This is a genomic window from Pseudarthrobacter sp. L19 (genome assembly GCF_050859435.1).
Lineage (GTDB): Bacteria > Actinomycetota > Actinomycetes > Actinomycetales > Micrococcaceae > Arthrobacter.
The window spans coordinates 1,385,271-1,408,634 of the sequence record NZ_CP193935.1; the positions used below are offsets into that span (position 1 = coordinate 1,385,271).

The following is a 23,364-nucleotide window of genomic DNA, read 5'->3' on the forward strand; positions in this document are numbered from 1 at the left end:
GCGGGGCGCAGCCGGTTGTCCACATAGCCGCATCGTGCCGTGTCCGCCCCCGGTGCCTTGGCCCTAGCGTCGTTGTGTGGCCGGGATGCGGGGTCAACCCCCGGAAGAGAACACAGCAGAGAACACGCGGCAGAGAACACGCAGGAAGGCCGGCGGACGCCGGGGAAGGGAGGAAGTGCGATGACGTCCACAACCGTGCTGGCCGGAGACGCGGCGGCCTGTGCCTCCCGCAGCGCCGAGGTGCAGCGGCTCGCGGCCCGGGTGGCCGGGTGCGCCGGGCAAGCGGACGCCGTCCTGGCGGCGCTGGCCCGGTTGGAGCTGCAGACCTGGCAGTCGCCGGCCGGGCGGGCCTACCGGGTGACGCTCTCGCTGCAGGCGGCCTCGCTCCGACGGGCCCGGGACGGCCTGCTCGAGGCCTCGTCTGCGGTGCTGGCCCACGCCCGGTTGGTGGCCCTCGCCCCGGGCCGGACGGGGTACTGATGACCGAACTCAGTCCGGCCGGTTCCGGCGAGGTGCCCCGTCCGGTGGCCCCGCCCCCGGACGGCATGCTCCGCATCCGCGGCGGGGTGGGTGGCGTGGCCTTCCAGTTCGAGGAATTGCTGGCCGGCGCGGCAGCCCTGGACGCCTCGGTGCGGGACCTCTACGCGGTGGAAGCGGAGGCGGATGGGATCCGCCGGTCCCTGTTTCCCTATCAGCAGGATGCCTATCGCAGCGGCAGTGAAGCCATCACCGCGGTGGGGGAGGCGGGCCGGGGGATCGGCAGGGTCCGGGCCGAGCTGGAACACATCGCTTCCCAGGTCAGGGCCAGCCACCGGGATTACGAGTTCACCGAGGCGCGTAACGCCTTGCTGCTGAGGGTGGGCCTTACCGGACCCGAGTATGGATCCACCGGCGGGGTCCTGGGCCTCCCCGGGGTGCGCGACCGGTTCGAAACCGGGCTGGCCTCACCGGGAAGCCTGGCGCTGCTGCTGGGCCTGCCGCTCCCGCTGGCCGGAGCGCTCGCCGGGGTCCCCGGCTCGGCCTCGATCGGTGGCCTGGTCAGGGCGCTGACGGACGAGCCCGGGCTCGGCTTCCTCAAGCCCCGTCCGGTCTCGGCCACCGCCGGGGCGACCAGCACCGAAACTGTGGACCTGACGCCGGCCGGACTGCTGCGCCGTACCGAGGACGTGGACAGGACGCCGGGTGAGATCGAGGTCATCAGGGTCGATGCCGCCGGCGGGCCGGCCTGGGTGGTGCTGGTCCCGGGGACGCAGCTGGGCGGCCTTCCCGCCGGAACCAATCCCTTCGACACGGCCGGCATCGCGGAGGCGCTGGGCTATGACTCCGTCGAAACAACAGCCGCCATCAGGTCGGCGCTGCGCGAGGCCGGCGCGGAGGCGGGGGATCAGCTGGTGGCCGTCGGCTACAGCCAGGGCGGCATTCACGCCATGAACCTCAGCCGGGACAAGGCATTCCTCGCCGAATTCGACCTCAAGTACGTGCTGACGGCCGGGTCGCCGGTCGGCGGAATCAGCCCCGCCCCGGGGATCAGCAGCTTGCACTTGGAACACCGGGACGATTGGGTGCCCGGCGCGGACGGCGCCCCGAACGCGGACACCCGCGACCGGGTCACGGCCACCCTGACCAACAGCCTGAGCGTCCCGGCGCCAAAGGACTTCGGCCTGGGGCCGGGACACCGGTTGGAGAACTACGAGGCCGGCGCCGCCGCCGTCGAAGTCTCCCGGGATCCCTCGCTGCAGGCATCCACCGCCGCGCTCGCCGCCGTGGTGGGTACGGGCGGAACAGCGGCCGTCACCCGGTTCGCGCTCCGCCGCGAGGCGCGTCACGTACCCGCGGGAGGAGGGAGCGTCGGGGCCCACGCCGGCGGTACGGTCAGCGGCGGCCGCCGGGAAGCCGCCCGGCCACCAACGACACCAGGGTCACGATGATGGCCGCCAGGACGGCGGTCCAGAAGAAGGAGTCGATGGTGAAGTGCACCGGCGTGTAGGAACTCAGCCAGGCCGTCAGATACAGCATCGCCGCGTTGATCACGACGGTGAACAGTCCCAGGGTGAGGATGGTGATCGGCAATGACAGCAGGCTGACCAGCGGCTTGACGAAGGCGTTGACCAGGCCGAAGATCAGGCCGATGAACAGGTAGGCCAGGATGATGCCGATGGTCTCCGTGCCCTGCGTGACCCCCTGGTCCGCGACGGCGCCGGTGGTGGCCGTGGTGGAGATATTCAGTCCCGGCAGGATCCAGCTGGCCACCCAGAGGGCCAGGGCATTGACGATGACCCGCACAAAGAGAGAGCGCATGGCCCCATGCTGTCACATCACCGGACGCACGGGCAGGGTGGCGTCGTAGGCTAGGGGGCATGACTTCTTCTGACAGCCTGGCCGGCGGAATCCGCCCGCGGCCGGTGGTGGACCTGCTTCCCCGATACGCAGCCGGCAAGCCGCCGGCTCCCGTCGAGGGGCTGGTCAGCTACAAGCTTTCCTCCAACGAAAACCCGCTCCCGCCGATCCCTGCAGTGCAGCAGGCCATCGCGGCGCGGACCGACTTCAACCGTTACCCGGACCCGCTCAGCAGTAAGCTCCGCGGCGCGCTCGCCGATTTCCTCGACGTCCCGGCCGAGGACATCGTCACCGGCGCCGGCAGCCTCGGCGCCCTGAACCAGCTGCTGGCCACCTTCGCCGGCCAGAACGACGACGGCAAGGCCGACGAGGTCATCTACGCCTGGCGCTCCTTCGAGGCCTACCCCATCAGCGTCGGCCTCGCCGGTGCCGAGAGCGTCCGCATCCCGCTCACCGCGGACGGGCGCCACGACCTGGACGCCATGGCCGCCGCCGTCACGGTCCGGACGAAGATGATCCTGCTCTGCACCCCGAACAACCCCACCGGGCCCATCCTCACCACCGAAGAGACGGAACGGTTCCTCAGCGCCGTGCCCGCGGACGTCGTCGTCGTGATCGACGAGGCCTACCAGGAGTTCGTCCGGGCCGAGAACGCCGTGGACGGCATCGAGATGTACCGCAAATACCCCAATGTGGTGGTGCTCCGGACCTTCTCCAAAGCCCACGGCCTGGCCGGCCTCCGGGTGGGCTACAGCGTCTCCCAGCCCGAGCTGACCCAGCACCTCCGCGTCACCGCCACCCCGTTCGCCGTCTCCCAGCTGGGCGAGGACGCCGCGGTCGCCTCCCTCCAGCACTACGACCAGGTTGTAGAAAGGGTACAAAGCCTGGTCGACGAACGGGACCGGGTTACCGCGGGCCTGCGGGACCTCGGCTGGTTCGTTCCGGAGGCCCAAGGCAACTTCGTCTGGCTGAACCTCGGGGCCAACAGTGGCGAATTCGCCGCACTGGCGGGGAGCAGGCGCTCTCCGTCCGGGCCTTCGGCGACGAGGGGGTGCGGGTCAGCATCGGCGAAACGGAAGCCAACACCCGCTTCCTCGAACTGTGTGCGAACTATACAAAACCCCCGCAGGGTTCCTAGCGGTAAGCATCACCCCCGACGGCCACCCGCGGAGGGTACTGTGGGGACGAGTAAGCCATCATGTATGCCACAACCGGGATGTATTCCCGGATCGGCATATTTACCACCGAGTGCAGCGCCCCGGATGCGGCAGGCAAGGAGACGGTATGGGTACACAACTGCCCTCCACCGAGTTCGACGGAACCGACACGGATGACCGCCGCGAGGCGCAGGCCGAGGCTGTCCTGGGTGACCCCGACGTCCCCATGGTCCAGCTCCTGCGCCCGGACGGGACGCTGGGGACGGACCCGGTTTTCTCCGAGTACGCCGCCCGCTTGGATGCCGGGAAGCTGAAGGGCTTCTACGCGGACATGGCCAAGATCCGCCGGTTCGACGTCGAGGCCACCGCGCTGCAGCGCCAGGGCCAGCTGGCCCTCTGGGTGCCGCTGACCGGACAGGAAGCCGCGCAGATCGGCTCGGGCCGGGCCAGCCAGCCGCAGGACTACATCTTCCCCACCTACCGGGAACACGGCGTCGCCCTCACACGGAACGTGGACCTCGCCGAGCTGCTGCGGCAGTTCCGCGGGGTGTCCAACGGCGGCTGGAACCCGAAGGACACCAACTTCCACCTCTACACGCTGGTCCTGGCCGCCCAGACGCCGCACGCCGTCGGCTACGCCATGGGCATCCAGCGCGAGCAGAAGCTGGCCCCCACCGGGGAGAAGGCCGCCGTCATGGTCTACTTCGGCGACGGCGCCAGCTCCGAGGGCGACGTTCACGAGTCGATGGTCTTCGCGTCATCCTTCAACGCCCCTGTGGTCTTCTTCTGCCAGAACAACCACTGGGCCATCTCGGTCCCCACCGCGGTGCAGACGCGCATTCCGCTCTCCAACCGCGCCAAGGGTTACGGCTTCCCGGGTATCCGGGTGGACGGCAACGATGTCATCGCGGTGCACGCTGTGACCGAGTGGGCCCTGGACCGGGCCCGGCGCGGCGAGAGCCCGGTCCTGATCGAGGCTTTCACCTACCGGGTGGGCGCCCACACCACGGCCGATGACCCCACCAAATACCGCGGCTCCGAGGAGGAGGCGCAGTGGCGGGCCAAGGATCCGCTGGAGCGGCTCGAGAAGTACCTGCGGGCCGAGGGTCTCGCGGACGACGCCTTCTTCGAGCAGGTCAAGGCCGACGGCGACGAGCTCGCCGCCTACGTCCGCAAGACCACCCACGACCTGGAGACCCCGGACATCCGGCAAGCCTTCGCGAACACCTACGCCGAGGCCCACCCGCTGGTGGCCGAGGAACTGGCCTGGTTCGAGGAATACAGCACCGGCTTCGCCGATGAGGCGGCCGATGCCGAGGACTCCGGAACACAGGGCACAGCGACAGACGGGGCAGCCAGCCGATGACCACCATGACCATTGCCAAGGCCATCAACGAGGGCCTGCGCGCCACCCTGGCCGGCAACCCCCGGACCCTGCTGATGGGCGAGGACATCGGACCCCTCGGCGGCGTCTACCGCGTCACCGACGGGCTGATCGGCGAGTTCGGGGCCGACCGCGTCGTCGACACCCCGCTGGCCGAATCCGGCATCATCGGCACCGCGATCGGCCTGGCCCTCAGCGGCTTCCGGCCCGTCTGCGAGATCCAGTTCGACGGCTTCGTCTTCCCGGGCTTCAACCAGATCACCACCCAGCTGGCCAAGATGCACTCGCGCAGCAACGGCAACCTCACGGTCCCCGTGGTCATCCGCATCCCCTACGGCGGCGGCATCGGTTCCATCGAGCACCACTCCGAGTCGCCCGAGGCACTGTTTGCGCACACCGCCGGGATCCGGATCATCACCCCGTCCAACCCGCACGACGCCTACTGGATGATCCAGCAGGCCGTCGACTGCCAGGACCCGGTGATCGTCTTCGAGCCGAAGCGCCGCTACTGGCTCAAGGGCGACGTCGACACCGAAGCTCCGGGCCGCTCCGCCGACCCCTTCGCCGCCCACGTGCTGCGCGAGGGCACCGACGCCACGGTGGTTGCCTACGGCCCGCTGGTGCCCGTGGCCCTCGCGGCCGCCAATGCCGCGGCCGAGGACGGACACAGCGTCGAGGTGATCGACCTGCGCTCCATCTCACCGATCGACTTCGACACCGTCACCGCGTCCGTGAAGAAGACCGGCCGGCTGATCGTCACGCACGAGGCCCCCACCTTCGGCGGCATCGGCGGCGAAATCGCGGCGCGCGTCAGCGAGCGTGCCTTCCACTCCCTGGAGGCCCCGGTGCTGCGCGTCGGCGGCTTCCACATGCCCTACCCGGTGGCCAAGGTCGAGGAAGATTACCTGCCGGACATCGACCGCATTCTTGAGGCGCTCGAACGCGCCCTCGCCTACTGACGGGGAGCACCATGACCGTAAACAAGTTCAACCTCCCGGACGTCGGCGAGGGCCTGACCGAGGCCGAAATCGTCTCCTGGAAGGTCAAGGCGGGCGACACCGTGGCCGTCAACGACATCCTCTGCGAGATCGAGACCGCCAAGTCGATCGTCGAACTCCCCTCGCCCTACGCCGGGACGGTGGCGGAATTGCTGGTCGCCGAGGGCGTGACGGTCGACGTCGGCACCCCCATCATCAGCGTGTCCGACGCCGGGGCCCCCGCGGCACCTGCCCCGACGGCTTCCGCCGCGCCCGCCGCAGCCCGGCCACAGGCGCCGGAGGCGCCGGAACCGGCCCTGATGTACGGCACGCTCACCCCGAGCGCCGATGCCGAACCCGACGGCCGCCCCGCCGGCGGCCCGCTGGTTGGCTCCGGCCCCAAGGCCGACGCCGTGAAGCGCCGCCGCCGGACCTCCGCACCGGCAGTGCCCGCAGCCCCCGCCGCGCCCAGCCCGGCCGCAGCCCCCGCGGCAGCCGCTCCCGCCGAGCCGGTCGAGTCGCACGACATCTGGATCGACCCGGCCTCCGTCGCCCAGGCCGGACGCGGACCCCAGGCGCCCGTTGCCGGGGCCGACCCTCGCCCCACCCTCGGCGGAGCCATCACCGGGCTCGTCTCCAAGGTCCTGGCCAAGCCGCCGGTCCGGAAGATCGCCCGGGACCTCGGCATCGACCTGGCCGACGTGGTCCCCACCGGCGCCCGCGGCGAGGTGACCCGCGAGGACCTGGTCAGCTACCAGGCCCAGCGCGACGCCGAGGTGGACAAGGCGGACACCTTCTGGGGCAAGACCGGGCGGCCGCAGGAACAGCGGATCGAGAAGATCCCGGTCAAGGGCGTCCGCAAGGCCACCGCTCGGGCCATGGTCGAGTCGGCCTTCGCCGCTCCGCACGTGAGCATCTTCGTCGACGTGGACGCCAGCCGCACCATGGAGTTCGTCAAGCGGCTGAAGGCCTCACGCGACTTCGAGGGCATCAAGGTCTCGCCCCTGCTGATCCTGGCCAAGGCCGTCATCTGGGCTGCGGCGCGTAACCCCAGCGTGAACGCCAGCTGGGTGGACGCGAAGGACGGCAGCGACTCTGCGGAGATTCACGTCAAGCACTTCATGAACCTGGGCATCGCCGCGGCCACGCCGCGCGGGCTCATGGTGCCGAACATCAAGAACGCCCAGGACCTCTCGCTGAAGGAACTGGCGCTGGCGCTGAACGAGCTGGCCACCACGGCCCGCGCCGGGAAGACCCAGCCGGCCCAGATGCAGGGCGGCAGCCTGACCATCACCAACATCGGCGCCCTCGGCATCGACACCGGCACCCCGATCATCAACCCGGGCGAGGTGGCGATCGTGGCCTTCGGAACCATCAAGCAGAAGCCGTGGGTACTGGACGGGGAAGTCATCCCGCGCTGGATCACCACGCTCGGCGGCTCCTTCGACCACCGTGTGGTGGACGGGGACCTCTCGGCGCGGTTCATGGCTGACGTCGCCTCAATCCTCGAGGAACCGGCGCTGCTGCTCGACTAACCGTGCTCGACCCATCAGACGCGACTAACCGGGTCTGACCAACGGGAAAGGGCGGGCGCCTGGGCGCCCGCCCCTTCCCGTTGAGTGAGAACCTTCGGGAGGCCCTACGCTCCGGAGTAACCCGAGAGGAGCTGGCCGATGACCCGGCTGCCGCCCCAGTTCGCGACGGCGATGGCCGCGGCAAACATGGTGCCGGCCACGCCGAAGCTCGCGCCGGTAACGATGGAGAGGAACTTCCAGTCCTCCCGCAGCACGCTGCGCACCGTCGCCGGCATCTGCAGCGACGGGGAAATCAGGTTCGGCGCCGAGTCCACGCTGCCGTCGTCGAGGTAGGCCACCACGCGCCCGGCGGCGCGGTCCACCCGCATGGCGCTGATGTGGTTGCCGTGGCGGGCCAGGAGGATATCGTGCCCGACCAGCTGGCGGCGTTGCAGAGTAGGCAGAGTAGGCAAGGGATTCTCCCGGAAACGTGGGCGGATAGGACTGTCCGCACCGTCGGGGGCACCTCCCATTTTACCGCCGCGCCCACCGCCGCCCCGGCCCGGATCCGGGTGAGACTGCCCACGGGCCACCGTGACGGCGGTCAAAGTGCCGCCCTCCTGTCCGCCGGCGCCCCGCGGCATTAGAGTGGCACCAGCCGCCGCGGTGCGGTCCTCACCGATCAAAGGAGATAGTGGTGTTCCGGAGTCCGTTCCCCGCCGTAGACATTCCCGACGTCAGCCTCTACGACTACCTTTTTGCCGGCCTCGACGACGCCGCCTTGGACCGGGTGGCGCTGGTGGACGGCAGCAGCGGCGCGGAGACCAGCTACCGGGAACTGCGCGATGGGGTCAACGCCGTCGCCGGAGCCGTCGCGGCCCGGGGCCTCGGCGTCGGGGGCGTCGCGGCGATCCTCTGCCCGAACACCCCCGCCTTCGCCGTCGTCTTCCACGGCCTGCTGCGGGCCGGCGCCACCGTCACCACCGTCAACTCCCTGTACACGGCCGAGGAAACCGCAAAGCAGCTCGACGACGCCGGCGCGGACTGGCTCTTCACCGTTTCGGCGCTGCTGCCGGCGGCACGCGCCGCGGCGCAGGAGACGGGCATTCCCGCCGACCGGCTGGTGGTGCTCGACGGCGCCGAGGGGCACCCCTCGCTGCGGGACCTGCTGACAGCCGGGGAGCCCGCCCCCGAGGTCAGCCTCGACCCGGCAACCCACATCGCCGTGCTGCCCTATTCCTCCGGCACCACCGGCCGGCCCAAGGGCGTAATGCTCAGCCACCGCAACCTGGTGGCCAACGTCGAACAGTCCCGGAACCTGCTCAAGGTCACCGCCGAGGACCGGGTCCTGGCGGTCCTGCCCTTCTTCCACATTTACGGCCTGACGGTGCTGCTGAACCTGGCCCTGCGCGAAGGCGCCCGGCTGGTCACCATGCCCAGGTTCGACCTCGCCGAGTTCCTCCGGCTGATCCAGGAGCAGCGCTGCAGCTTCCTCTTCATCGCCCCGCCCGTGGCCGTGGCCCTGGCCAAGCACCCCATGGTGGCCGAGTATGACCTCGGGTCGGTGCGCACCACCATGTCCGGCGCGGCGCCGCTGGACGGCGAGCTCGGCACGCGGCTCGGCGAACGGCTGGGCTGCCGGGTGCTCCAGGGCTATGGCATGACCGAGATGAGCCCGGTCTCGCACCTGATCCCGGTCGACGCCGACGACGTCCCGGTCAGTTCGGTGGGCTTCACGGTCCCCAACATGGAGTGCCGCCTGATGGACCCCGCCACCGGGGACGAGATCGAGATTCCCGCCGAGGGCACCAGTGCACCCGGACATCTGCTGTGCCGCGGCCCGAACGTGATGCTCGGGTACCTGAACCGGCCCGAGGAGACCGCGGACACGATGGACGCGGACGGGTTCCTGCACACCGGGGACATCGCGACGGTCCGCGCCGACGGGGTGGTCACGATCGTTGACCGGCTCAAGGAACTGATCAAGTACAAGGGCTACCAGATCGCCCCGGCCGAGCTTGAGGCGCTGCTGCTGACCCACCCGGGCATCGCGGACGCCGCCGTGATCGGCAGCGTGGACGAGGACGGCCAGGAGGTGCCCATGGCCTTCGTGGTGCGCCAGCCCGGGCCCGACGGCGACGCGCTGGACGAGGTTGCCGTCGAGGACTTCGTGGCCGCGAAGGTTGCCCCGTTCAAGAAAATCCGCCGGGTGCAGTTCATCGACGCCGTGCCGAAATCGGCTTCGGGCAAGATCCTGCGCCGGGTGCTGAAGAACCCGCACCCGGCGCAGCAGGCCTGAGCCCCTGAGCCCATGAGCCGCCGGAGGCGGCCGGGGCCGCTATTCCGGTGAGTCGGTCTTGGCGATGTAGACGTCGCAGGGGGCGTTGTGGGCCACGCTGTTCGCAACGCTCCCCAGTACGCGGCCCAGGCCGCGCATCCGCCGGTTGCCCACCACGATCATCCGGGCGCCGGTGCGCTCGGCCTCCTGGATCAGGGCCTCGGCAGGCTTGCCGCGCGCCGCGGAGTAGGTCACGGCCGTGCCTTCGGACTGCAATTTCTCGGCCACGCCCTTGGCGACCGTCTCGGCGTCGCCGGCGTCGGAGACGATCCACTGGTCGCTGCCGCTGCCGAACACCTGCGTCCGGTCGCTGTCGAAGGCGCTGACGACGTGGAGGGTGGCACCGAGGGAAGCGGCCAGGTCGCGCGCGGTGTGCGCGGCGCGCAGGGCAGTTTCGCTGCCGTCGACGCCGACGACGATGATTCCGGACATGAGGTCTCCTCTAATTCAGGCGGGCCAGACAATCAGTTCAGGCTATAACGCCCCGACGGCTTCCCGCAGGACCGGCGCCAGTCTGCGCACGCCTTCCTCGATCGCCTGGGCCGGGACGGCGCTGAACGCGAGCCGCAGCTTGTTCGAGGGTTCGTCGGAGGGGCTGAATGCGGCGCCCGGAATGAAGACCACCCCGGCGTCGATCGCCTTCTGCAGCAGCGGGTACGTGTCGATGCCCTCCGGCAGGGTGACCCAGACGAAGAAGCCGCCCTCGGGCCGGGTCCAGCTGAGCCCCTCCGGCATGTACTCCTCCAGGGCCGCCAGCATCGCCTCGCACCGCTCCCGGTAGAGGCCGCGGTAGGTGGCGATCTGGCCCTGCCAGTCGTAGTCGCGGAGGTAGGCCGAGACCAGCATCTGGTTCAGCGTCGGCGGGCACAGGGTGACCGCCTCGGAGGCGAGGTAGTAGCGGCGCTGCAGGTGGGCGGGGACCAGCGCCCAGCCGATCCGCAGGCCGGGGGCGAAGATCTTGGAGAAGGATCCCATGTAGATGACGTCGTCCGGGTTCGCGGCGCGCAGCGGCGTCAGCGGGTGGCCGTCGAAGCGCAGCAGCCCGTAGGGGTTGTCCTCCAGGATGATGATATTCGCGTTACGGCATATATCAACGACCTGCTGCCGGCGCTCGGCGGCCAGGGTGATGCCGGAGGGGTTGTTGAAGCTGGGGATGGTGTAGAGGAACTTGATGTTCTTGCCCTCGGCCTGCAGGGCGGCGATCCGCGCCTCCAGTTGCTCCGGGACGATGCCGTCGCCGTCCATCGGAATGGTGGCAACCTGCACCTGGTAGGCCTCGAAGGTGTTCAGCGCGCCGACGTAGGTGGGGTCCTCCACCAGGACCACGTCGCCGGGGTTGCAGAAGACCTTGGTGGCCACGTCCTGGGCGGACTGGGAGCCCGCCGTAATGACGATGTTCTCCGGGGCGGCGTCGACGATTCCCTCGGCGGCCATCACCTCGCAGATCTGGCGGCGGAGTTCCTCGGTGCCCTGGCCGCCGCCGTACTGGAGGGCGGTCAGGCCCTCCTCGGCGATGATCCGGGCCGCCGATTCCGCGAGCCGGTCCAGCGGGAGGGACTGGAGGTACGGGCTGCCCCCGGCGAGGGAGACGAGCCCGGGCCGCAGGGAGATGTCGAAGACGTCCCGCACCGCCGATTGCTTGATGTTTGCTGCGCGCTCCGAGAAGAGTTCCTCGTGGCGGTGGGCGGACGTAGCCGCGCGTTCGATTGCGTCAATGGCCTCGGCCGGCAGGACAGCGCCGGCGGCATCAAGTGTTTCGTGGGTCACACTCTCAGGATACAGCGCTTGTTGTCGTGGGGAAAACTTTTGTTCACAAGAAAACTCGCAGACGAAAGCCCCCGGCGGCCAGGGGCCGGCCGGGGGCTTCCGGTGCGGGGAGACTAGGCCGCGTCGGCGGTGCGGGCCTCTTCGATGGCCTGGAAGACACCCTTGATCTGCTCCACGACCTCGGCGTCGTCCTTCGGGTGGACCTCGGCGAAGCGGACCATGGAGCCCGGGACGGCGAGCTTGACGTCCTCGAGGACGCGGGCGCCGGCGATCCCGGCGGCCTTGCGCGCCTCGTCCTGGGCCCAGACGCCGCCGTACTGGCCGAAGGCGGTGCCGACGACGGCGGTGGGCTTGCCGTTGAGGGCGCCGGCGCCGAAGGGGCGGGACAGCCAGTCGATGGCGTTCTTCAGCGGGGCGGGAACGGTGCCGTTGTACTCGGGGGTGACCAGGAGCAGCGTGTCGGCCTCACTGGCGGCGGCACGCAGGGCGGCCGCGGCGGCGGGAACCTGGCCCTCGACGTCGATGTCCTCGTTGTAGAACGGGATGTCACCCAGGCTGTCGTGGATCACGACCTCCACCTGCTCCGGCGCGTTGAGCTGGATCGCCTCGGCGAGCTGGGCGTTGGTGGAGCCGGCGCGGAGGCTGCCGACGAGGGTGAGGACGGTGGTGCTGGACATGGAGTCTCCTTCGTGTGCGCCGTGGGCGGCGCGTGGCTGATGGAACCGGCCCGGAGGCCTTCACGAAGGTAAACGGACTGTGGTCCGTTTATTATTCCCGGCGGCTAGGATGTGGAGCGTGAGCCACATCCCCCTCCGCCCCGGCATGCCGGGGTCCGCGCCCGGCGCCGCCCTGCCCGCTGCGGCCGGAAAGCCGTCCGAGCGCCGGGATGCCGCGCGCAACCGCGAGCTCCTGCTGGCCGCCGCCCGGGAATTGATCGCCGCGGGCGGCGCGGAGGCCCTCACCATGGATTCCCTCGCCGCACGGGCCGGCGTGGGCAAGGGCACGGTGTTCCGCCGCTTCGGCAGCCGGGCCGGGCTGATGGTGAGCCTGCTCAGCGACGCGGAGGCGGAGTTCCAGGGCCTGTTCATGTTCGGTCCGCCGCCCCTGGGTCCCGGCGCCCCGCCCCTGGACCGGCTGGTGGCCGTGGGTGCCGCCCGGATCCGCTGGGTGCTGGAATTCGGCGACCTGGCCCGGGCCGCGGATGAATCCCCCTACAACCGGTTCGACGTCCCGGCCGCCGTCCTCTGGCAGCGCCACCTGGAGATGCTGCTCCGTGAGGCGGGCTTCACGGCGGACCCCTGGCTGATGGCCGGATCGCTCAGCGTGACCCTCGAGCCGGAGCGCATCCTCTACGCCGTCCGGGTGCACCAGGTGTCCCCGGAACGGCTGGCGGAGTCCTGGCGTGAGCTGGCCGTCCGGGTGGTCGGCGCCGCGTAGGGTACGCCCTGTTCCGGCCGTCAGCCAAGTCAAATCAATTCAAGGGAATTATTCATAACGATCTGGTAGTGACGGTCCCGGATTGGCGCATTTCCCGCCCGGCCTCGCGATTTCTATGTGGTAGTTTCCTCTGGAATGTGACCCGCAACATACTGCCTTACGAGGCTGGCCGAAGGGCCTGCGGGTGGCCACGCACCTGCTGGCCTTGATCCCGGACCGACGGCGGAGACCCCCGTCACGCGGGGACTACGGAAGGATTCGCGCTGTGAACGAACTCATTAACCCGGCACCAGGACGGGCGCGCCTGCCCCGCCCGGCGGCGCCCTTTTCCGCAGCACAGTCGACGGCCAGCCTGACGTAGCCGCATGCTCCGCTACCTGGCCAAACGGGCCGTCACCTATGTCGTCATGATCTTCCTGACCACCAGTGCCGGATACTTCCTGGCGGTCACCAGCCTGCAGCCGGCGCTGCTGGAACAGGAACGCATCCCGCGCCCCACCCCCGAGCAGGTCGCCAACTCGTTCCGGCTCAAGGGCCTGGACCCCGCGCTGAGCCCCTGGGAACGCTACGTGGACTGGCTCACCGGCATCGTCACCCGCTGGGACTGGGGCCGCAGCCCCAACGGCGCCTACATCAACGCAGAGTTCGGCGACCGGGTCTGGATCTCCACGCGGCTCTTCCTCGCCTCGATCATCCTGACCCTGATCATTGGCGTCGCCCTCGGTGTCTACACCGCGGCCCGGCAGTACAAGTTCTCCGACCGCGCCATCACCTCCTACAGCTACCTGGTGTACATCGTGCCCGCACCGATCGCCTACTTCCTGGTGCAGCTGTGGGCCATCAACATCAACGAGACCGTGGGTGACCGGATCCTGTTCGTCACCGGAATCTCCACCCCGGCCTGGAGGGTGACGGCTGGGTGCAGTTCCTGGACATGCTCGCCCACTACGCCGTGCCCACCTTCGCCATCACGATCGTGGGCTGGGGCGCCTACCAGATCGCGCAGCGGCAGTACCTGCTGGACAACGTCAACGCCGACTTCGTCCGCACCGCCCGCGCCAAGGGCCTGACCCGCAACCAGGCCATCACGCGGCACGCCCTGCGCGTCTCCTTCATCCCGGTGGCCCAGAGCATCGCCTTCACCATCCCGGCGATCTTCGCCGGCGGCTTCTTCGCGGAGAAGATCTTCGCCTGGCACGGCGTGGGCTCGTGGAGCATCGACGCGATCGCCCTCCAGGACGTGAACGCAGCGACGGCCACCCTGGCGTACGGTTCCGTGATCTTCGCGATCGGCGCGATCCTCGCCGACTTCGCCACCACCCTTGTCGACCCGAGAGTGCGGGTGCAGTAGCCATGACCAACCTCAACGCCATCGACCCGGCCGCGGTCGCCGAGGAAGCAAAGATCGAGGACGGCGACGTCGTCATCGCCAAGTCGCGGATCATCCTCCGCCGCTTCCTGCGCAACAAGACCGCCGTCGCCGGCCTCGTCATCTTCATCCTCCTGACTCTGCTCTCCTTCTTCGGCGGGGCGCTCTCCAGCTGGGACAAGGAGACCATCGACCCGTTCAACATCGGCACCGAGCCCTCCGCCGAGCACCTGCTGGGCACCTCGCAGGCCGGCATCGACCTCTATGCGCTCACCGTCGAGGGGACCCGGGTCTCCATCCTCATCGGCCTGGTGGTGGGCCTGGTCTCGGTCCTGATCGCCGCCGTGTACGGCTGCACCATGGCCTACTTCGGCGGCAAGGTCGACAAGGTCATGCTCTTCATCCTCGAAGCGCTGATCATGATGCCGGCGCTGCTGGTGGTGGCCGTGGCCACCAGCGGAGGCGGGGACGGGCTCAAGAAGAGCCTGCCCAGCTGGCTGCTGCTGATCATCGTGCTGCTGGTCTTCAGCTGGATGGGCACCGCCCGCCTCATCCGGTCCCTCTCGATGTCCCTGATGCAGCGCGACTTCGTCAAGGCCGCCCAGTACATGGGCGTTCCCGCCCGGCGCATCGTCTGGCGTCACCTGGTCCCGAACATCGGCTCGCTGCTGGTGCTCGACATCACCCGCGGCGTCACCGGCGCCATCCTCTCCGAGGTCGCCTTCTCCTTCATCGGCATCGGCATCAAGGTCCCGGACGTGAGCCTGGGCGTGCTGATCGGCCAGGCCACCTCCCAGGTCTCCACCTTCCCGTGGATGTTCTGGGTGCCGCTGACCGTCATGTTCCTGCTCACCGGGTCCCTGGCAATGATGAACGACGGCCTCCGGGACGCGTTCGACCCCAGCTCCAGCTCGATTGGCAGCGCCAAGAAAAGGAAGAAGGCCACCGCATGAGCAGCGACTCCACCGGCCTCGGCACCGCCGAACGCCTCGATACCGCCGAACGCCTGCGCGCCGCCGGGCTACACAGCGCCGACAGGCACAACACAGACAGCGCGCCCGCGGGCGCCGTCCTCTCCGTCCGGGACCTGAACGTCCGGTTCAACACCGAGAACGGCGTGGTCCACGCCGTCCGCGGCGTCGACTTCGACCTGATGCCCGGCAAGACCCTCGGCATCGTGGGCGAATCCGGCTCCGGCAAGTCCGTGACCTCTATGGCCATCATGGGCCTGCTGCCGGAAACCGCCGACATCACAGGCTCGGTCCGGCTGCACGGCACCGAGCTGCTGGGCCTGAGCGACAAGGCCATGTGCCGCCACCGCGGCAACGAGATGGCGATGGTATTTCAGGACCCGCTGTCCTCGCTGACCCCGGTCTACACCGTGGGCGCCCAGATCATCGAGGCGCTCACCGTGCACAACCTCGGGATGAGCAAGCAGGCCAAGGAGGCGCGCGCCGTCGAACTCCTCGCCATGGTGGGCATCCCCAGCCCGAAGGACCGGCTCAAGGCCTTCCCGCACGAGTTCTCCGGCGGCATGCGGCAGCGGGTGATGATCGCCATCGCGATCGCCAACAACCCCCGGGTGCTGATCGCGGACGAGCCGACGACGGCGCTGGACGTCACCATCCAGGCGCAGGTGCTGGAGGTGCTGCACACCGCGCAGGAGGAGACCGGCGCAGCCGTCGTCATGATCACCCACGACCTCGGCGTCGTGGCCGGCATGGCGGACGACATCATGGTGATGTACGCGGGCCGGCCGGTGGAAACCGGCAGCGTCGACGACATCTACTACAACCCTCGGATGCCCTACACCATGGGCCTGCTCGGCGCCGTGCCCCGCGTGGACACCGCCGAGAAGAGCTCCCTGGTGCCGATCGAGGGCATCCCGCCGAACCTGATCAACGCCCCCACCGGCTGCTCCTTCGCGCCCCGCTGCCCGCTGGCCACGGAGGAATGCCTCGACGGCGAACCCGCGCTGCTGGCCGTCGGCGGCGCCGGGGACGGCACGCTCGAGCACCGCGCCGCCTGCATCAAGAGCGAAGAACTGGGTGCCGGGGTGGACGTGCACCGGATCTTCTCCGCCCCCGAGGTACCGGTCTCCCGCTTCGACGCCGTCCCGCGCGCCGACCGCAAGGCCGTGCTGGAACTCAACGACGTGCGCAAGCACTTCCCGCTGCTCAAGGGCTCCCTGATCAAGCGCAAGATCGGCACGGTCAAGGCCGTGGACGGGCTCAGCTTCGACATCCGCGAGGGCGAGTGCTTCTCGATCGTGGGCGAATCCGGCTGCGGCAAGACCACCACGCTGCTGGAAATCATGGAGTTCCACCGGGACCAGGACGGCGAGGTCACCATCGGCGGCCTGAGCAACAAGGCCGCCTCGGACGCGAAGACCAAGGCCGCCATGCGCCGGGAACTGCAGATGGTCTTCCAGGACCCCACCGGCGCCCTGGACCCGCGCTTCACCGTCTTCGAGGTGCTGGCCGAACCGCTGGAGAACTCCGGCATGGCCAAGCCCGCGATCCGGAAACGGATCATGGAGCTGATGGAGCTGGTGGGCCTGCAGCCTGACCACGTCAACCGCTTCCCCAACCAGTTCTCCGGCGGCCAGCGGCAGCGCATCGGCATCGCCCGGGCACTGGCGGTCAATCCCAAACTGGTGGTCCTCGACGAGCCGGTCTCCGCGCTGGACGTCTCGGTCCAGGCCGGCGTCATCAACCTGCTGGACCAGCTCCGCGCCGAACTGGGCCTGAGCTACCTGATGGTGGCCCACGACCTGTCCGTGGTGCGGCACATCTCCAACCGGGTGGCCGTCATGTACCTGGGCAAGATCGTGGAAATCGGCGACGTCGACGAGGTCTTCGACCGCCCCCGCCACCCCTACACCCGGGCGCTGCTCTCCGCGATCCCGGTGCCCGACCCGCGGCTGGAACGCACCCGGGAACGGATCATCCTGCAGGGTGACCTGCCCTCGCCGCTGGATGCGCCGCAGGGCTGCAACTTCGCGACCCGCTGCCCGGTCTTCGCCGCGCTTCCTCCCGCCAAGCAGGAGAAGTGCCTGACCATCGAACCCGTGCTCGAAAACGCGGCACAGCCCGAGGCGGCCCCGGGCCGCCCGGCCGGCGGTCCGCCGTCGGCCCCCACAGACCAGCAATTCGCCTGCTTCTACCCGGACGGCGACCTGGACGCGGACATGCTCGTAGTCCACGAAACCACCTGACCTACCCGTCAGGCGCAGCAGTGCAACAGATAAAAATGAGGGGAAAAATGAAGAATCTCACCAAGATCGGCGGCGTCACCGCCGTCGTGGCAGCTCTCGCGCTGACCGCCTGCGGCGGTGGCGGGGGCGGGTCGAAGGGCCCGGAAGCTGCCAAGGGCCAGGACTCGGGCAGCGACCTGTCCAAGCTCATCAGCATCAACGCCAAGGACCCGAAGGACCTGCAGCAGGGCGGCAAGCTCACCCTGCCGCTGGGCAACATCGGCCCGGACTTCAACGGCTTCTCCAACACCGGCAACAGTGCGGACAACACCGCCCTGCACCGCCCGATCGATGAGGCCGGCACCTGGGGCTGCTGGAACTTCGACTTCGACGGCACCGCCACGCCGAACAAGAACTTCTGCGAGGACGTCAAGAGCGATGTCAAGGACGGCAAGCAGACCATCACCATCAAGGTGAACCCGAAGGCCACGTTCAACGACGGCACCCCGATCGACGTGAAGACCTTCGAGAACACCTGGAAGATGCTCAACGGGCAGAACAAGGACATCGACATCGTCTCGTCCGGCGCCTACGAATTCGTCGACTCGGTCAAGGCCGGCGCCAACGACAAGGAAGTCGTTGTCACCACCACCCAGCCGGTGTACCCGCTGGACGCCCTGTTCACCGGCTTCGTCCACCCTGCGGTCAACACCCCGGAGATCTTCAACACCGGCTTCACCGGAGACATGCACCCCGAGTGGATGGCCGGCCCGTTCAAGGTCGACAAGTACGACACCGCCGCGAAGACCGTCACCATGGTCCCGAACGACAAGTGGTGGGGCACCAAGCCGGTGCTGGAAAGCGTCGTCTTCCGCCAGCTCGAGTCCAGCGCAGCGATCGCTGCGTTCAAGAACGGTGAGATCGATGGTGTGTCCGCAAACACCATCACGCCGTATAAGCAGCTCGACGGCACCAAGAACTCCGAGATCCGGCGCGGCCAGCGCCTGTTCGCCGGCGGCCTGAACATCAACGCCCAGAAGGCTCCGATGACCGACGTCGCCATCCGCAAGGCGATCTTCACCGCAGTTGACCGCGAGGCCCTCCGCAAGGTCCGCTTCAACGGGCTGAACTGGGAAGAGGAAAGCTCCGGCTCGATGATGCTGCTGCCGTTCTCGAAGTACTACCAGGACAACTACCCCGTCACCGAGACCGGCCCCGACGCCGCCAAGAAGGTCCTGACCGACGCCGGCTACAAGGCCAACGCCGCGGGCATCATGGAAAAGGACGGCGTTCCCGCCGCCTTCAAGATCAGCAACTTCGGTGACGACCCCACCACGCTCGCCTTCGCCCAGACCCTGCAGAAGCAGCTCCAGGCCGGCGGCATGGATGTCGGCATCGACCAGCGCGCCTCCGCCGACTTCGGCAAGGTCCTGGGCAGCCGCGACTTCTACCTGAGCGTCTCCGGTTACACCGTCGGCGCCGACGCGACCGACGCGGTCAAGCAGTTCTACGACTCCAAGACCAACGAGAATGAGCTCGGCGACGCCGACCTGGACGCGAAGATCAAGAAGCTCTCTACCATCGCCGACAATGCCGAGCGCAACAAGGCGGCCATGGAGGTCGAGAAGGAGCACATGGCGAAGTACTTCTCCATGGGCGTCGTGATGAACGGCCCGCAGATCTCCTTCGCCCGCACGGGCCTGGCGAACTACGGTCCCTCCCTGTTCAAGAGCCTGTCCCAAGTTCCGGACTGGACCACCATCGGCTGGGAAAAGAAGTAACCTCCCCACCGACACTTTCTCCGCGGTAGCGGACCATCGGGCGGCGCTCCCTCACACTGTGGGGGAGCGTCGCCTTTTTGTAGCCGAAACCGAGGGAGCGCCCTGCGTGTGCAAGGGGCCGGTACCGTGGACCCATGGCAGCCCCCTCGCATCCCCTCCGCACCGCCGTCGCCGGCTTCGGCCTCTCCGGCAGCGTCTTCCACGCGCCCCTGATCGCCGCGGACCCCGCCTATTCGCTGGAGGTCATCGCCACCGCGGACCCGGGCCGGCGCGCCGCGGCCGCCGACCGCTACCCGGGCGCCCGGCTCGTGGACACCCCGGAGGCCATCGTGGAAGCCGCGGACGGCCTGGACCTGCTGGTGCTCGGCACTCCGCCGGCCACGCACTACCCTCTCGCCCGCGCCGCGCTGGAGGCCGGGCTCGACGTCGTGGTGGACAAGCCGTTCACCGTGACCAGCGCCGAGGGCCGGGAGCTGACCGGCCTGGCCGGGCGGCTGGGCCGGGTGCTCACCGTATTCCAGAACCGCCGCTGGGACGGCGATTTCCTGACCGTCAGCGGTCTGCTGGCGGCCGGCAGCCTGGGCCAGGTGGCGCGCTTCGAGTCCCGGTTCGAGCGCTGGTCCCCGGCGGTCAGCAAGCCGTGGAAGGCGACGGCGACGGCGGCCGAGGGCGGCGGGGTGCTCTACGACCTGGGCACCCACCTGGTGGACCAGGCGTTGCGGCTCTTCGGGCCCGCCACGCTCACCCATGCCGAGCTGGCCGTGCGCCGGCCCGGCGGGGCCTCCGACGACGACGCCTTCGTGGCGCTGCGGCACGACTCCGGGGTGACGAGCCACCTCTGGATGAACCTGCTCTGCGCCCAGCAGGGGCCGCGGTTCCGGATCCTCGGCAGCGGCGGCGGGTTCACCAAACACGGCGTTGACCCGCAGGAACCCTACCTGGCTGCCGGCGGCAGCCCGCTGGACGCGGCGTACGGGGTCGAGGACACGGAGTGGGCCGGCCTGCTGGGCCGTGACGGCCACCTGGACCGGCTGCCCACCGAACGCGGCGCCTACCCGGAGTTCTACCGTCTGCTCGCGGAGAAAATCGCCGACGGCGGCGCGAACTCGCCCCTGCCCCTCCCGGTGGACCCCGCCGACGCCGTCGAAGGCCTGGAGATCATCGAGCAGGCAAGAGAAATCGCGGGGGAGAGGCCTTAACGCCCGAACGGCAGCCATCCGTACGGATGACTGCCGTTCAAACGGCTGACCGGTGTGAGTTACGCAGAGACGAGCTCGTGCCAGTCGGAGACCAGGGGCAGGTTGTGCGCCTCGGAGACGGAGCGGTGCGCGACCTTGCCGGCGGCGATGTTCAGGCCGGCGGCCAGGGCGGCGTCCCGATCGAACGCGGCCTTGACGCCCAGGTTGGCCAGCGCCACGCCGTAGCGCAGGGTGACGTTGGTCAGCGCGTAGGTGGAGGTGTTCGGTACGGCACCGGGCATGTTGGCCACGCAGTAGAAGATCGTGTTGTGGACCTTGTACGTGGGTTCCTGGTGCGTGGTGGGGTGGGTGTCCTCGAAGCAGCCGCCCTGGTCCACGGCGATGTCCACCAGGACCGAGCCCGGCTTCATCCGGGAGACCAGCTCGTTGGTGACCAGCTTGGGGGCCTTGGCGCCCGGGATCAGCACCGAACCGATGACCAGGTCGGCGTCGACCACGGACTTTTCGATCTCGTAGGCGTTGGACGCGACGGTCTTCAGGCGGCCCTGGTACTGGGCGTCCAGTTCGCGCAGGCGGTTGATGTTGATGTCCAGGATGGTGACGTCGGCGCCGAGGCCCAGGGCCATGGCGGCGGCGTTGGTGCCGGCCACGCCGGCCCCCAGGACAACGACCTTGGCCGGACGGACGCCCGGGACGCCGCCGAGCAGCACGCCCTTGCCGCCGGCCGGGGCCATCAGCGAGGTGGCGCCCACCTGGACGGACAGGCGGCCGGCGACCTCGGACATGGGGGCCAGCAGCGGCAGCGCGCGGCCCTCCTGCACGGTCTCGTAGGCGATCGCGGTGACGCCGGAGTTGATCAGTTCCTGGGTCAGTTCCGGCTCGGCGGCCAGGTGCAGGTAGGTGAAGAGGATCAGGCCCTTGCGGAAGCGGTGGTACTCGGCCTTGACCGGCTCCTTGACCTTCATCACCATGTCGGCGCGGGCCCAGACGTCGTCGGCCTCGGCGACGATCTCGGCGCCGGCGATGGCGTATTCCTCGTCCGTGATGCCCGAGCCCAGGCCCGCGCCGCGCTCCACCAGGACGGTGTGGCCGTGGTGGCGGAATTCGTGCACGCCGGCCGCCGTGATGGCGACGCGGAATTCGTTGTTCTTGATCTCTTTGGGGACACCGATGATCATGTGTGAAGCTCCAAAGTGGCGGCCTGGCCGGCCGGGTGTACGGGGGAAGTCGTGATTCCAGAATAGGACCGGCTGTGAGGCAGGCGACAGGGACGTCCTGCCCGCCCGACGCCAAAACCCCGCCATTCCGGGGATGTTATCCGGCGCGGTTCGACAGATGTCGAGGGTGCGGGCGGCAGGTGTCGCCTGCTGTCCGGAGCGGTCCGGCTTCGCCGCGGCCCGGGCGGGGCAGTACTGTGGCAGCATGCAGCAGCAGGACGTCGAGCAGCTCGTGGAGCGCGTGGCCATGCGGCTGGGGCGCGGGCTGTCCCTGGAGGACCTCGACGGTGTCCTGCTCGCCTACTCCTCCAACCAGTCCGCCGCGGACCGGGTCCGGGTGAACTTCCTGCTCAGCAAGCGCGTCCCGGTGGACGTCAGCGCCTGGCAGCTCTCGCACGGCATCGCCACCGCGGTCCGGCCGGTGGTGGTCCCGGCGAACGAGGAGCTGGGCATGCTGGGCCGGGTCTGCGTTCCCCTGCTGGTCCGCGGCTTCCGGGTGGGCTACCTCTGGGTCCAGCTCGACGCCGGAGAGCCCACCGCCGCCTCCGTCCTGGCCCAGCTGCCGGACGTGGCCCGCGACCTGGAGCAGCTCTCGGCACTGCTCCTGGACTCCAACACCGCCGAATCCGAGTTCCGCCGCCGCCGGGAACGGGAGTTCCTGGCCGCCTGCCGCGGGGAGGCGAACGCCGTCGCCGCCGTCGCGGGCTGGAAGGAAGTCCAGGGCCGCGGGCCCTGGCAGCTGGTCACCGTGCTCGACGCCGACGGCTGGGCCGAGGGATCGGACCCCGCGGACGCCATGCTGGTTCACCGCTCCGCCGCACTGCAGGCCACCATCGGCGTGGACGCGGCCCTCTTCAGCGCCGGGACGGAGACCCACGCGGTGATCCTGTTCAAGGAGTCCACCGGCCGGGCGGACCACGCCCAGGTGCTGGTCCACTATCAGCTGGAGCTGGCCAAGCGCTCCGGCCGGCCCGTCCGGCGGATCATCCTGGGCACCTCGGAGGGATTCTCCCGGCCCCGGGGTCTCGTGGAGGCCTACCAGCAGTCGCGACAGGCGGCGCAGGCGGCCGCCGTCGATCCGCAACTGGGGGAGCTGGTGGACTGCCGGGCCACCGGGATCTACCAGTTGCTGGCCTCCGCGGGCGGCGGCGCCGGGGCCTGGGCCGATGCGGGGTCGGTGCACTTCCGCACCCTGGCCGACCACGACCGGAACGGGGAGCTCTTGCCGGTGCTGGAGCTGTTCTACGACAACGACGGCTCGGTCCAGGATGTCGCGGCGAAGCTGCACCTGCACCGCAGCAGCATCTACAACCGGCTGGGACGGGTCCGGCAGCTGCTGGGCGTCGACCCGCTCAAGGGCCTGGTCCGGCTGGAACTGCACGCGGCGCTCAAGGCGCGGCGCTGGGCAGAACGGCCGAGGATTTAGCGGGAACAGATCTAGCGGGAATCTACCGCTCGTCCGGCTCCGGGCCCTCGTGCACGGAGTCGCGCGGGGCCTGCCGGGCCGTTTCCCGCCGCCGGCGCGTGAGCCGGCTTTCGGTCCAGAGGGCGACGGCGACGAAGACCACGCAGCTGGCCATGAAGGAGGCGGTGTTGTTCAGCCCCATCAGGTTTCCGAGGATGCCGGTGATCACCATGGCGGCGATGCCGGCCAGGATGTGCCACCCTCTGAACTTACCCACAATTCCAGC

General features: G+C 69.3%; 19 protein-coding genes and 2 pseudogenes. 14 read left to right on the top strand and 7 right to left on the bottom strand.

All coding sequences use genetic code 11. From position 1 onward, the window contains the following. The first annotated feature begins 180 nt into the window (after nt 1–180). Both ACRQ5B_RS06515 and ACRQ5B_RS06520 read left to right on the top strand, forming a co-directional pair. Nucleotides 181–480 carry a hypothetical protein gene (locus tag ACRQ5B_RS06515; protein ID WP_432398085.1) on the top strand — a complete coding sequence of 100 codons (300 nt, stop codon included), beginning with the start codon at nt 181–183 and terminating at the stop codon, nt 478–480. Next, nucleotides 480–1,928 (top strand): hypothetical protein, encoded by a 1,449-nt coding sequence (locus ACRQ5B_RS06520; RefSeq protein WP_432398087.1) that lies wholly within the window; start codon nt 480–482, stop codon nt 1,926–1,928. The genes ACRQ5B_RS06515 and ACRQ5B_RS06520 overlap by 1 nt, the downstream gene beginning before the upstream one ends. On the opposite strand, the gene ACRQ5B_RS06525 is transcribed toward ACRQ5B_RS06520, so the two are convergent. Next, entirely contained in the window at nt 1,873–2,298 is a 426-nt protein-coding gene (locus ACRQ5B_RS06525) for a phage holin family protein (RefSeq protein WP_290257213.1), read from the bottom strand. The two genes, ACRQ5B_RS06520 and ACRQ5B_RS06525, sit on opposite strands and share 56 nt — an antisense overlap. Before the next feature lie 59 nt (nt 2,299–2,357). Here ACRQ5B_RS06525 and ACRQ5B_RS06530 point away from each other — a divergent pair. The 4 genes and pseudogenes from ACRQ5B_RS06530 (at nt 2,358) to ACRQ5B_RS06545 (ending at nt 7,390) form a co-directional block, all read left to right on the top strand. Further along, nucleotides 2,358–3,475 (top strand): annotated as a pseudogene (locus ACRQ5B_RS06530) (histidinol-phosphate transaminase). Between the two features lie 146 nt (nt 3,476–3,621). Then, entirely contained in the window at nt 3,622–4,860 is a 1,239-nt protein-coding gene (gene pdhA / locus ACRQ5B_RS06535; protein WP_432398091.1) for a pyruvate dehydrogenase (acetyl-transferring) E1 component subunit alpha, read from the top strand. Beyond that, nucleotides 4,857–5,837, top strand: coding sequence for an alpha-ketoacid dehydrogenase subunit beta (locus ACRQ5B_RS06540; protein WP_432398094.1), 981 nt, complete (start codon nt 4,857–4,859; stop codon nt 5,835–5,837). The genes pdhA and ACRQ5B_RS06540 overlap by 4 nt, the downstream gene beginning before the upstream one ends. Before the next feature lie 11 nt (nt 5,838–5,848). Continuing rightward, nucleotides 5,849–7,390, top strand: coding sequence for a dihydrolipoamide acetyltransferase family protein (locus ACRQ5B_RS06545; protein WP_432398097.1), 1,542 nt, complete (start codon nt 5,849–5,851; stop codon nt 7,388–7,390). Nucleotides 7,391–7,494: 104 nt separating this feature from the next. Here ACRQ5B_RS06545 and ACRQ5B_RS06550 read toward each other — a convergent pair whose 3' ends face one another. Beyond that, on the bottom strand, nt 7,495–7,833 hold the full coding sequence (locus ACRQ5B_RS06550) for a hypothetical protein (RefSeq protein WP_400159663.1): 339 nt from the start codon (nt 7,831–7,833) through the stop codon (nt 7,495–7,497). Between the two features lie 233 nt (nt 7,834–8,066). Here ACRQ5B_RS06550 and ACRQ5B_RS06555 point away from each other — a divergent pair, with 233 nt between their 5' ends. After that, nucleotides 8,067–9,668, top strand: coding sequence for an AMP-binding protein (locus ACRQ5B_RS06555; protein WP_432398100.1), 1,602 nt, complete (start codon nt 8,067–8,069; stop codon nt 9,666–9,668). Between the two features lie 39 nt (nt 9,669–9,707). Here the strand turns inward: ACRQ5B_RS06555 and ACRQ5B_RS06560 are convergent, their stop codons facing one another. The 3 genes from ACRQ5B_RS06560 to ACRQ5B_RS06570 all read right to left on the bottom strand — a co-directional run bounded on the left by ACRQ5B_RS06560 (nt 9,708) and on the right by ACRQ5B_RS06570 (nt 12,151). Beyond that, nucleotides 9,708–10,139, bottom strand: a complete 432-nt coding sequence (locus tag ACRQ5B_RS06560) for a universal stress protein (RefSeq protein ID WP_412884345.1) — start codon at nt 10,137–10,139, stop codon at nt 9,708–9,710. Nucleotides 10,140–10,181: 42 nt separating this feature from the next. Then, on the bottom strand, nt 10,182–11,474 hold the full coding sequence (locus ACRQ5B_RS06565; protein ID WP_432398102.1) for a PLP-dependent aminotransferase family protein: 1,293 nt from the start codon (nt 11,472–11,474) through the stop codon (nt 10,182–10,184). A 113-nt stretch (nt 11,475–11,587) separates the two neighbouring features. Continuing rightward, nucleotides 11,588–12,151 carry an NAD(P)H-dependent oxidoreductase gene (locus ACRQ5B_RS06570; RefSeq protein WP_290257221.1) on the bottom strand — a complete coding sequence of 188 codons (564 nt, stop codon included), beginning with the start codon at nt 12,149–12,151 and terminating at the stop codon, nt 11,588–11,590. 118 nt (nt 12,152–12,269) lie between these two features. On the opposite strand from ACRQ5B_RS06570, the gene ACRQ5B_RS06575 reads away from it, so the two are divergent. The 6 genes and pseudogenes from ACRQ5B_RS06575 (at nt 12,270) to ACRQ5B_RS06600 (ending at nt 20,456) form a co-directional block, all read left to right on the top strand. Beyond that, nucleotides 12,270–12,911, top strand: coding sequence for a TetR/AcrR family transcriptional regulator (locus ACRQ5B_RS06575; protein ID WP_432398105.1), 642 nt, complete (start codon nt 12,270–12,272; stop codon nt 12,909–12,911). A gap of 365 nt (nt 12,912–13,276) precedes the next feature. Further along, nucleotides 13,277–14,262, top strand: a pseudogene (locus ACRQ5B_RS06580) (ABC transporter permease). Between the two features lie 2 nt (nt 14,263–14,264). Next, nucleotides 14,265–15,233, top strand: coding sequence for an ABC transporter permease (locus ACRQ5B_RS06585; protein WP_377970888.1), 969 nt, complete (start codon nt 14,265–14,267; stop codon nt 15,231–15,233). After that, nucleotides 15,230–17,497 (top strand): dipeptide ABC transporter ATP-binding protein, encoded by a 2,268-nt coding sequence (locus ACRQ5B_RS06590; protein ID WP_432398108.1) that lies wholly within the window; start codon nt 15,230–15,232, stop codon nt 17,495–17,497. The genes ACRQ5B_RS06585 and ACRQ5B_RS06590 overlap by 4 nt, the downstream gene beginning before the upstream one ends. A 47-nt stretch (nt 17,498–17,544) precedes the next feature. Continuing rightward, nucleotides 17,545–19,257: an ABC transporter family substrate-binding protein gene (locus ACRQ5B_RS06595; RefSeq protein WP_432398111.1), complete on the top strand. Its 1,713-nt coding sequence runs from the start codon at nt 17,545–17,547 to the stop codon at nt 19,255–19,257. Between the two features lie 134 nt (nt 19,258–19,391). Then, nucleotides 19,392–20,456 (top strand): Gfo/Idh/MocA family protein, encoded by a 1,065-nt coding sequence (locus ACRQ5B_RS06600; RefSeq protein ID WP_432398114.1) that lies wholly within the window; start codon nt 19,392–19,394, stop codon nt 20,454–20,456. 59 nt (nt 20,457–20,515) lie between these two features. On the opposite strand, the gene ald is transcribed toward ACRQ5B_RS06600, so the two are convergent. Further along, nucleotides 20,516–21,634 (bottom strand): alanine dehydrogenase, encoded by a 1,119-nt coding sequence (gene ald / locus ACRQ5B_RS06605; RefSeq protein ID WP_377970883.1) that lies wholly within the window; start codon nt 21,632–21,634, stop codon nt 20,516–20,518. A 244-nt stretch (nt 21,635–21,878) separates the two neighbouring features. Between ald and ACRQ5B_RS06610 the strand changes: the two genes are divergently transcribed. Further along, entirely contained in the window at nt 21,879–23,099 is a 1,221-nt protein-coding gene (locus ACRQ5B_RS06610; protein ID WP_432398117.1) for a PucR family transcriptional regulator, read from the top strand. A gap of 22 nt (nt 23,100–23,121) precedes the next feature. Here the strand turns inward: ACRQ5B_RS06610 and ACRQ5B_RS06615 are convergent, their stop codons facing one another. Further along, nucleotides 23,122–23,355, bottom strand: coding sequence for a hypothetical protein (locus ACRQ5B_RS06615; RefSeq protein WP_412884336.1), 234 nt, complete (start codon nt 23,353–23,355; stop codon nt 23,122–23,124). Nucleotides 23,356–23,364: the final 9 nt, after the last annotated feature.

What these genes read in the sequence shown, in the direction of transcription:
- ACRQ5B_RS06515 (WP_432398085.1), top strand. Translation starts at nt 181, where the DNA reads ATGACGTCCACAACCGTGCTGGCCGGAGACGCGGCGGCCTGTGCCTCC.
- ACRQ5B_RS06520 (WP_432398087.1), top strand. Translation starts at nt 480, where the DNA reads ATGACCGAACTCAGTCCGGCCGGTTCCGGCGAGGTGCCCCGTCCGGTG.
- ACRQ5B_RS06525 (WP_290257213.1), bottom strand. Translation starts at nt 2,298, where the DNA reads ATGCGCTCTCTCTTTGTGCGGGTCATCGTCAATGCCCTGGCCCTCTGG.
- pdhA (WP_432398091.1), top strand. Translation starts at nt 3,622, where the DNA reads ATGGGTACACAACTGCCCTCCACCGAGTTCGACGGAACCGACACGGAT.
- ACRQ5B_RS06540 (WP_432398094.1), top strand. Translation starts at nt 4,857, where the DNA reads ATGACCACCATGACCATTGCCAAGGCCATCAACGAGGGCCTGCGCGCC.
- ACRQ5B_RS06545 (WP_432398097.1), top strand. Translation starts at nt 5,849, where the DNA reads ATGACCGTAAACAAGTTCAACCTCCCGGACGTCGGCGAGGGCCTGACC.
- ACRQ5B_RS06560 (WP_412884345.1), bottom strand. Translation starts at nt 10,139, where the DNA reads ATGTCCGGAATCATCGTCGTCGGCGTCGACGGCAGCGAAACTGCCCTG.
- ACRQ5B_RS06570 (WP_290257221.1), bottom strand. Translation starts at nt 12,151, where the DNA reads ATGTCCAGCACCACCGTCCTCACCCTCGTCGGCAGCCTCCGCGCCGGC.
- ACRQ5B_RS06585 (WP_377970888.1), top strand. Translation starts at nt 14,265, where the DNA reads ATGACCAACCTCAACGCCATCGACCCGGCCGCGGTCGCCGAGGAAGCA.
- ACRQ5B_RS06590 (WP_432398108.1), top strand. Translation starts at nt 15,230, where the DNA reads ATGAGCAGCGACTCCACCGGCCTCGGCACCGCCGAACGCCTCGATACC.
- ACRQ5B_RS06595 (WP_432398111.1), top strand. Translation starts at nt 17,545, where the DNA reads ATGAAGAATCTCACCAAGATCGGCGGCGTCACCGCCGTCGTGGCAGCT.
- ACRQ5B_RS06600 (WP_432398114.1), top strand. Translation starts at nt 19,392, where the DNA reads ATGGCAGCCCCCTCGCATCCCCTCCGCACCGCCGTCGCCGGCTTCGGC.
- ald (WP_377970883.1), bottom strand. Translation starts at nt 21,634, where the DNA reads ATGATCATCGGTGTCCCCAAAGAGATCAAGAACAACGAATTCCGCGTC.
- ACRQ5B_RS06610 (WP_432398117.1), top strand. Translation starts at nt 21,879, where the DNA reads ATGCAGCAGCAGGACGTCGAGCAGCTCGTGGAGCGCGTGGCCATGCGG.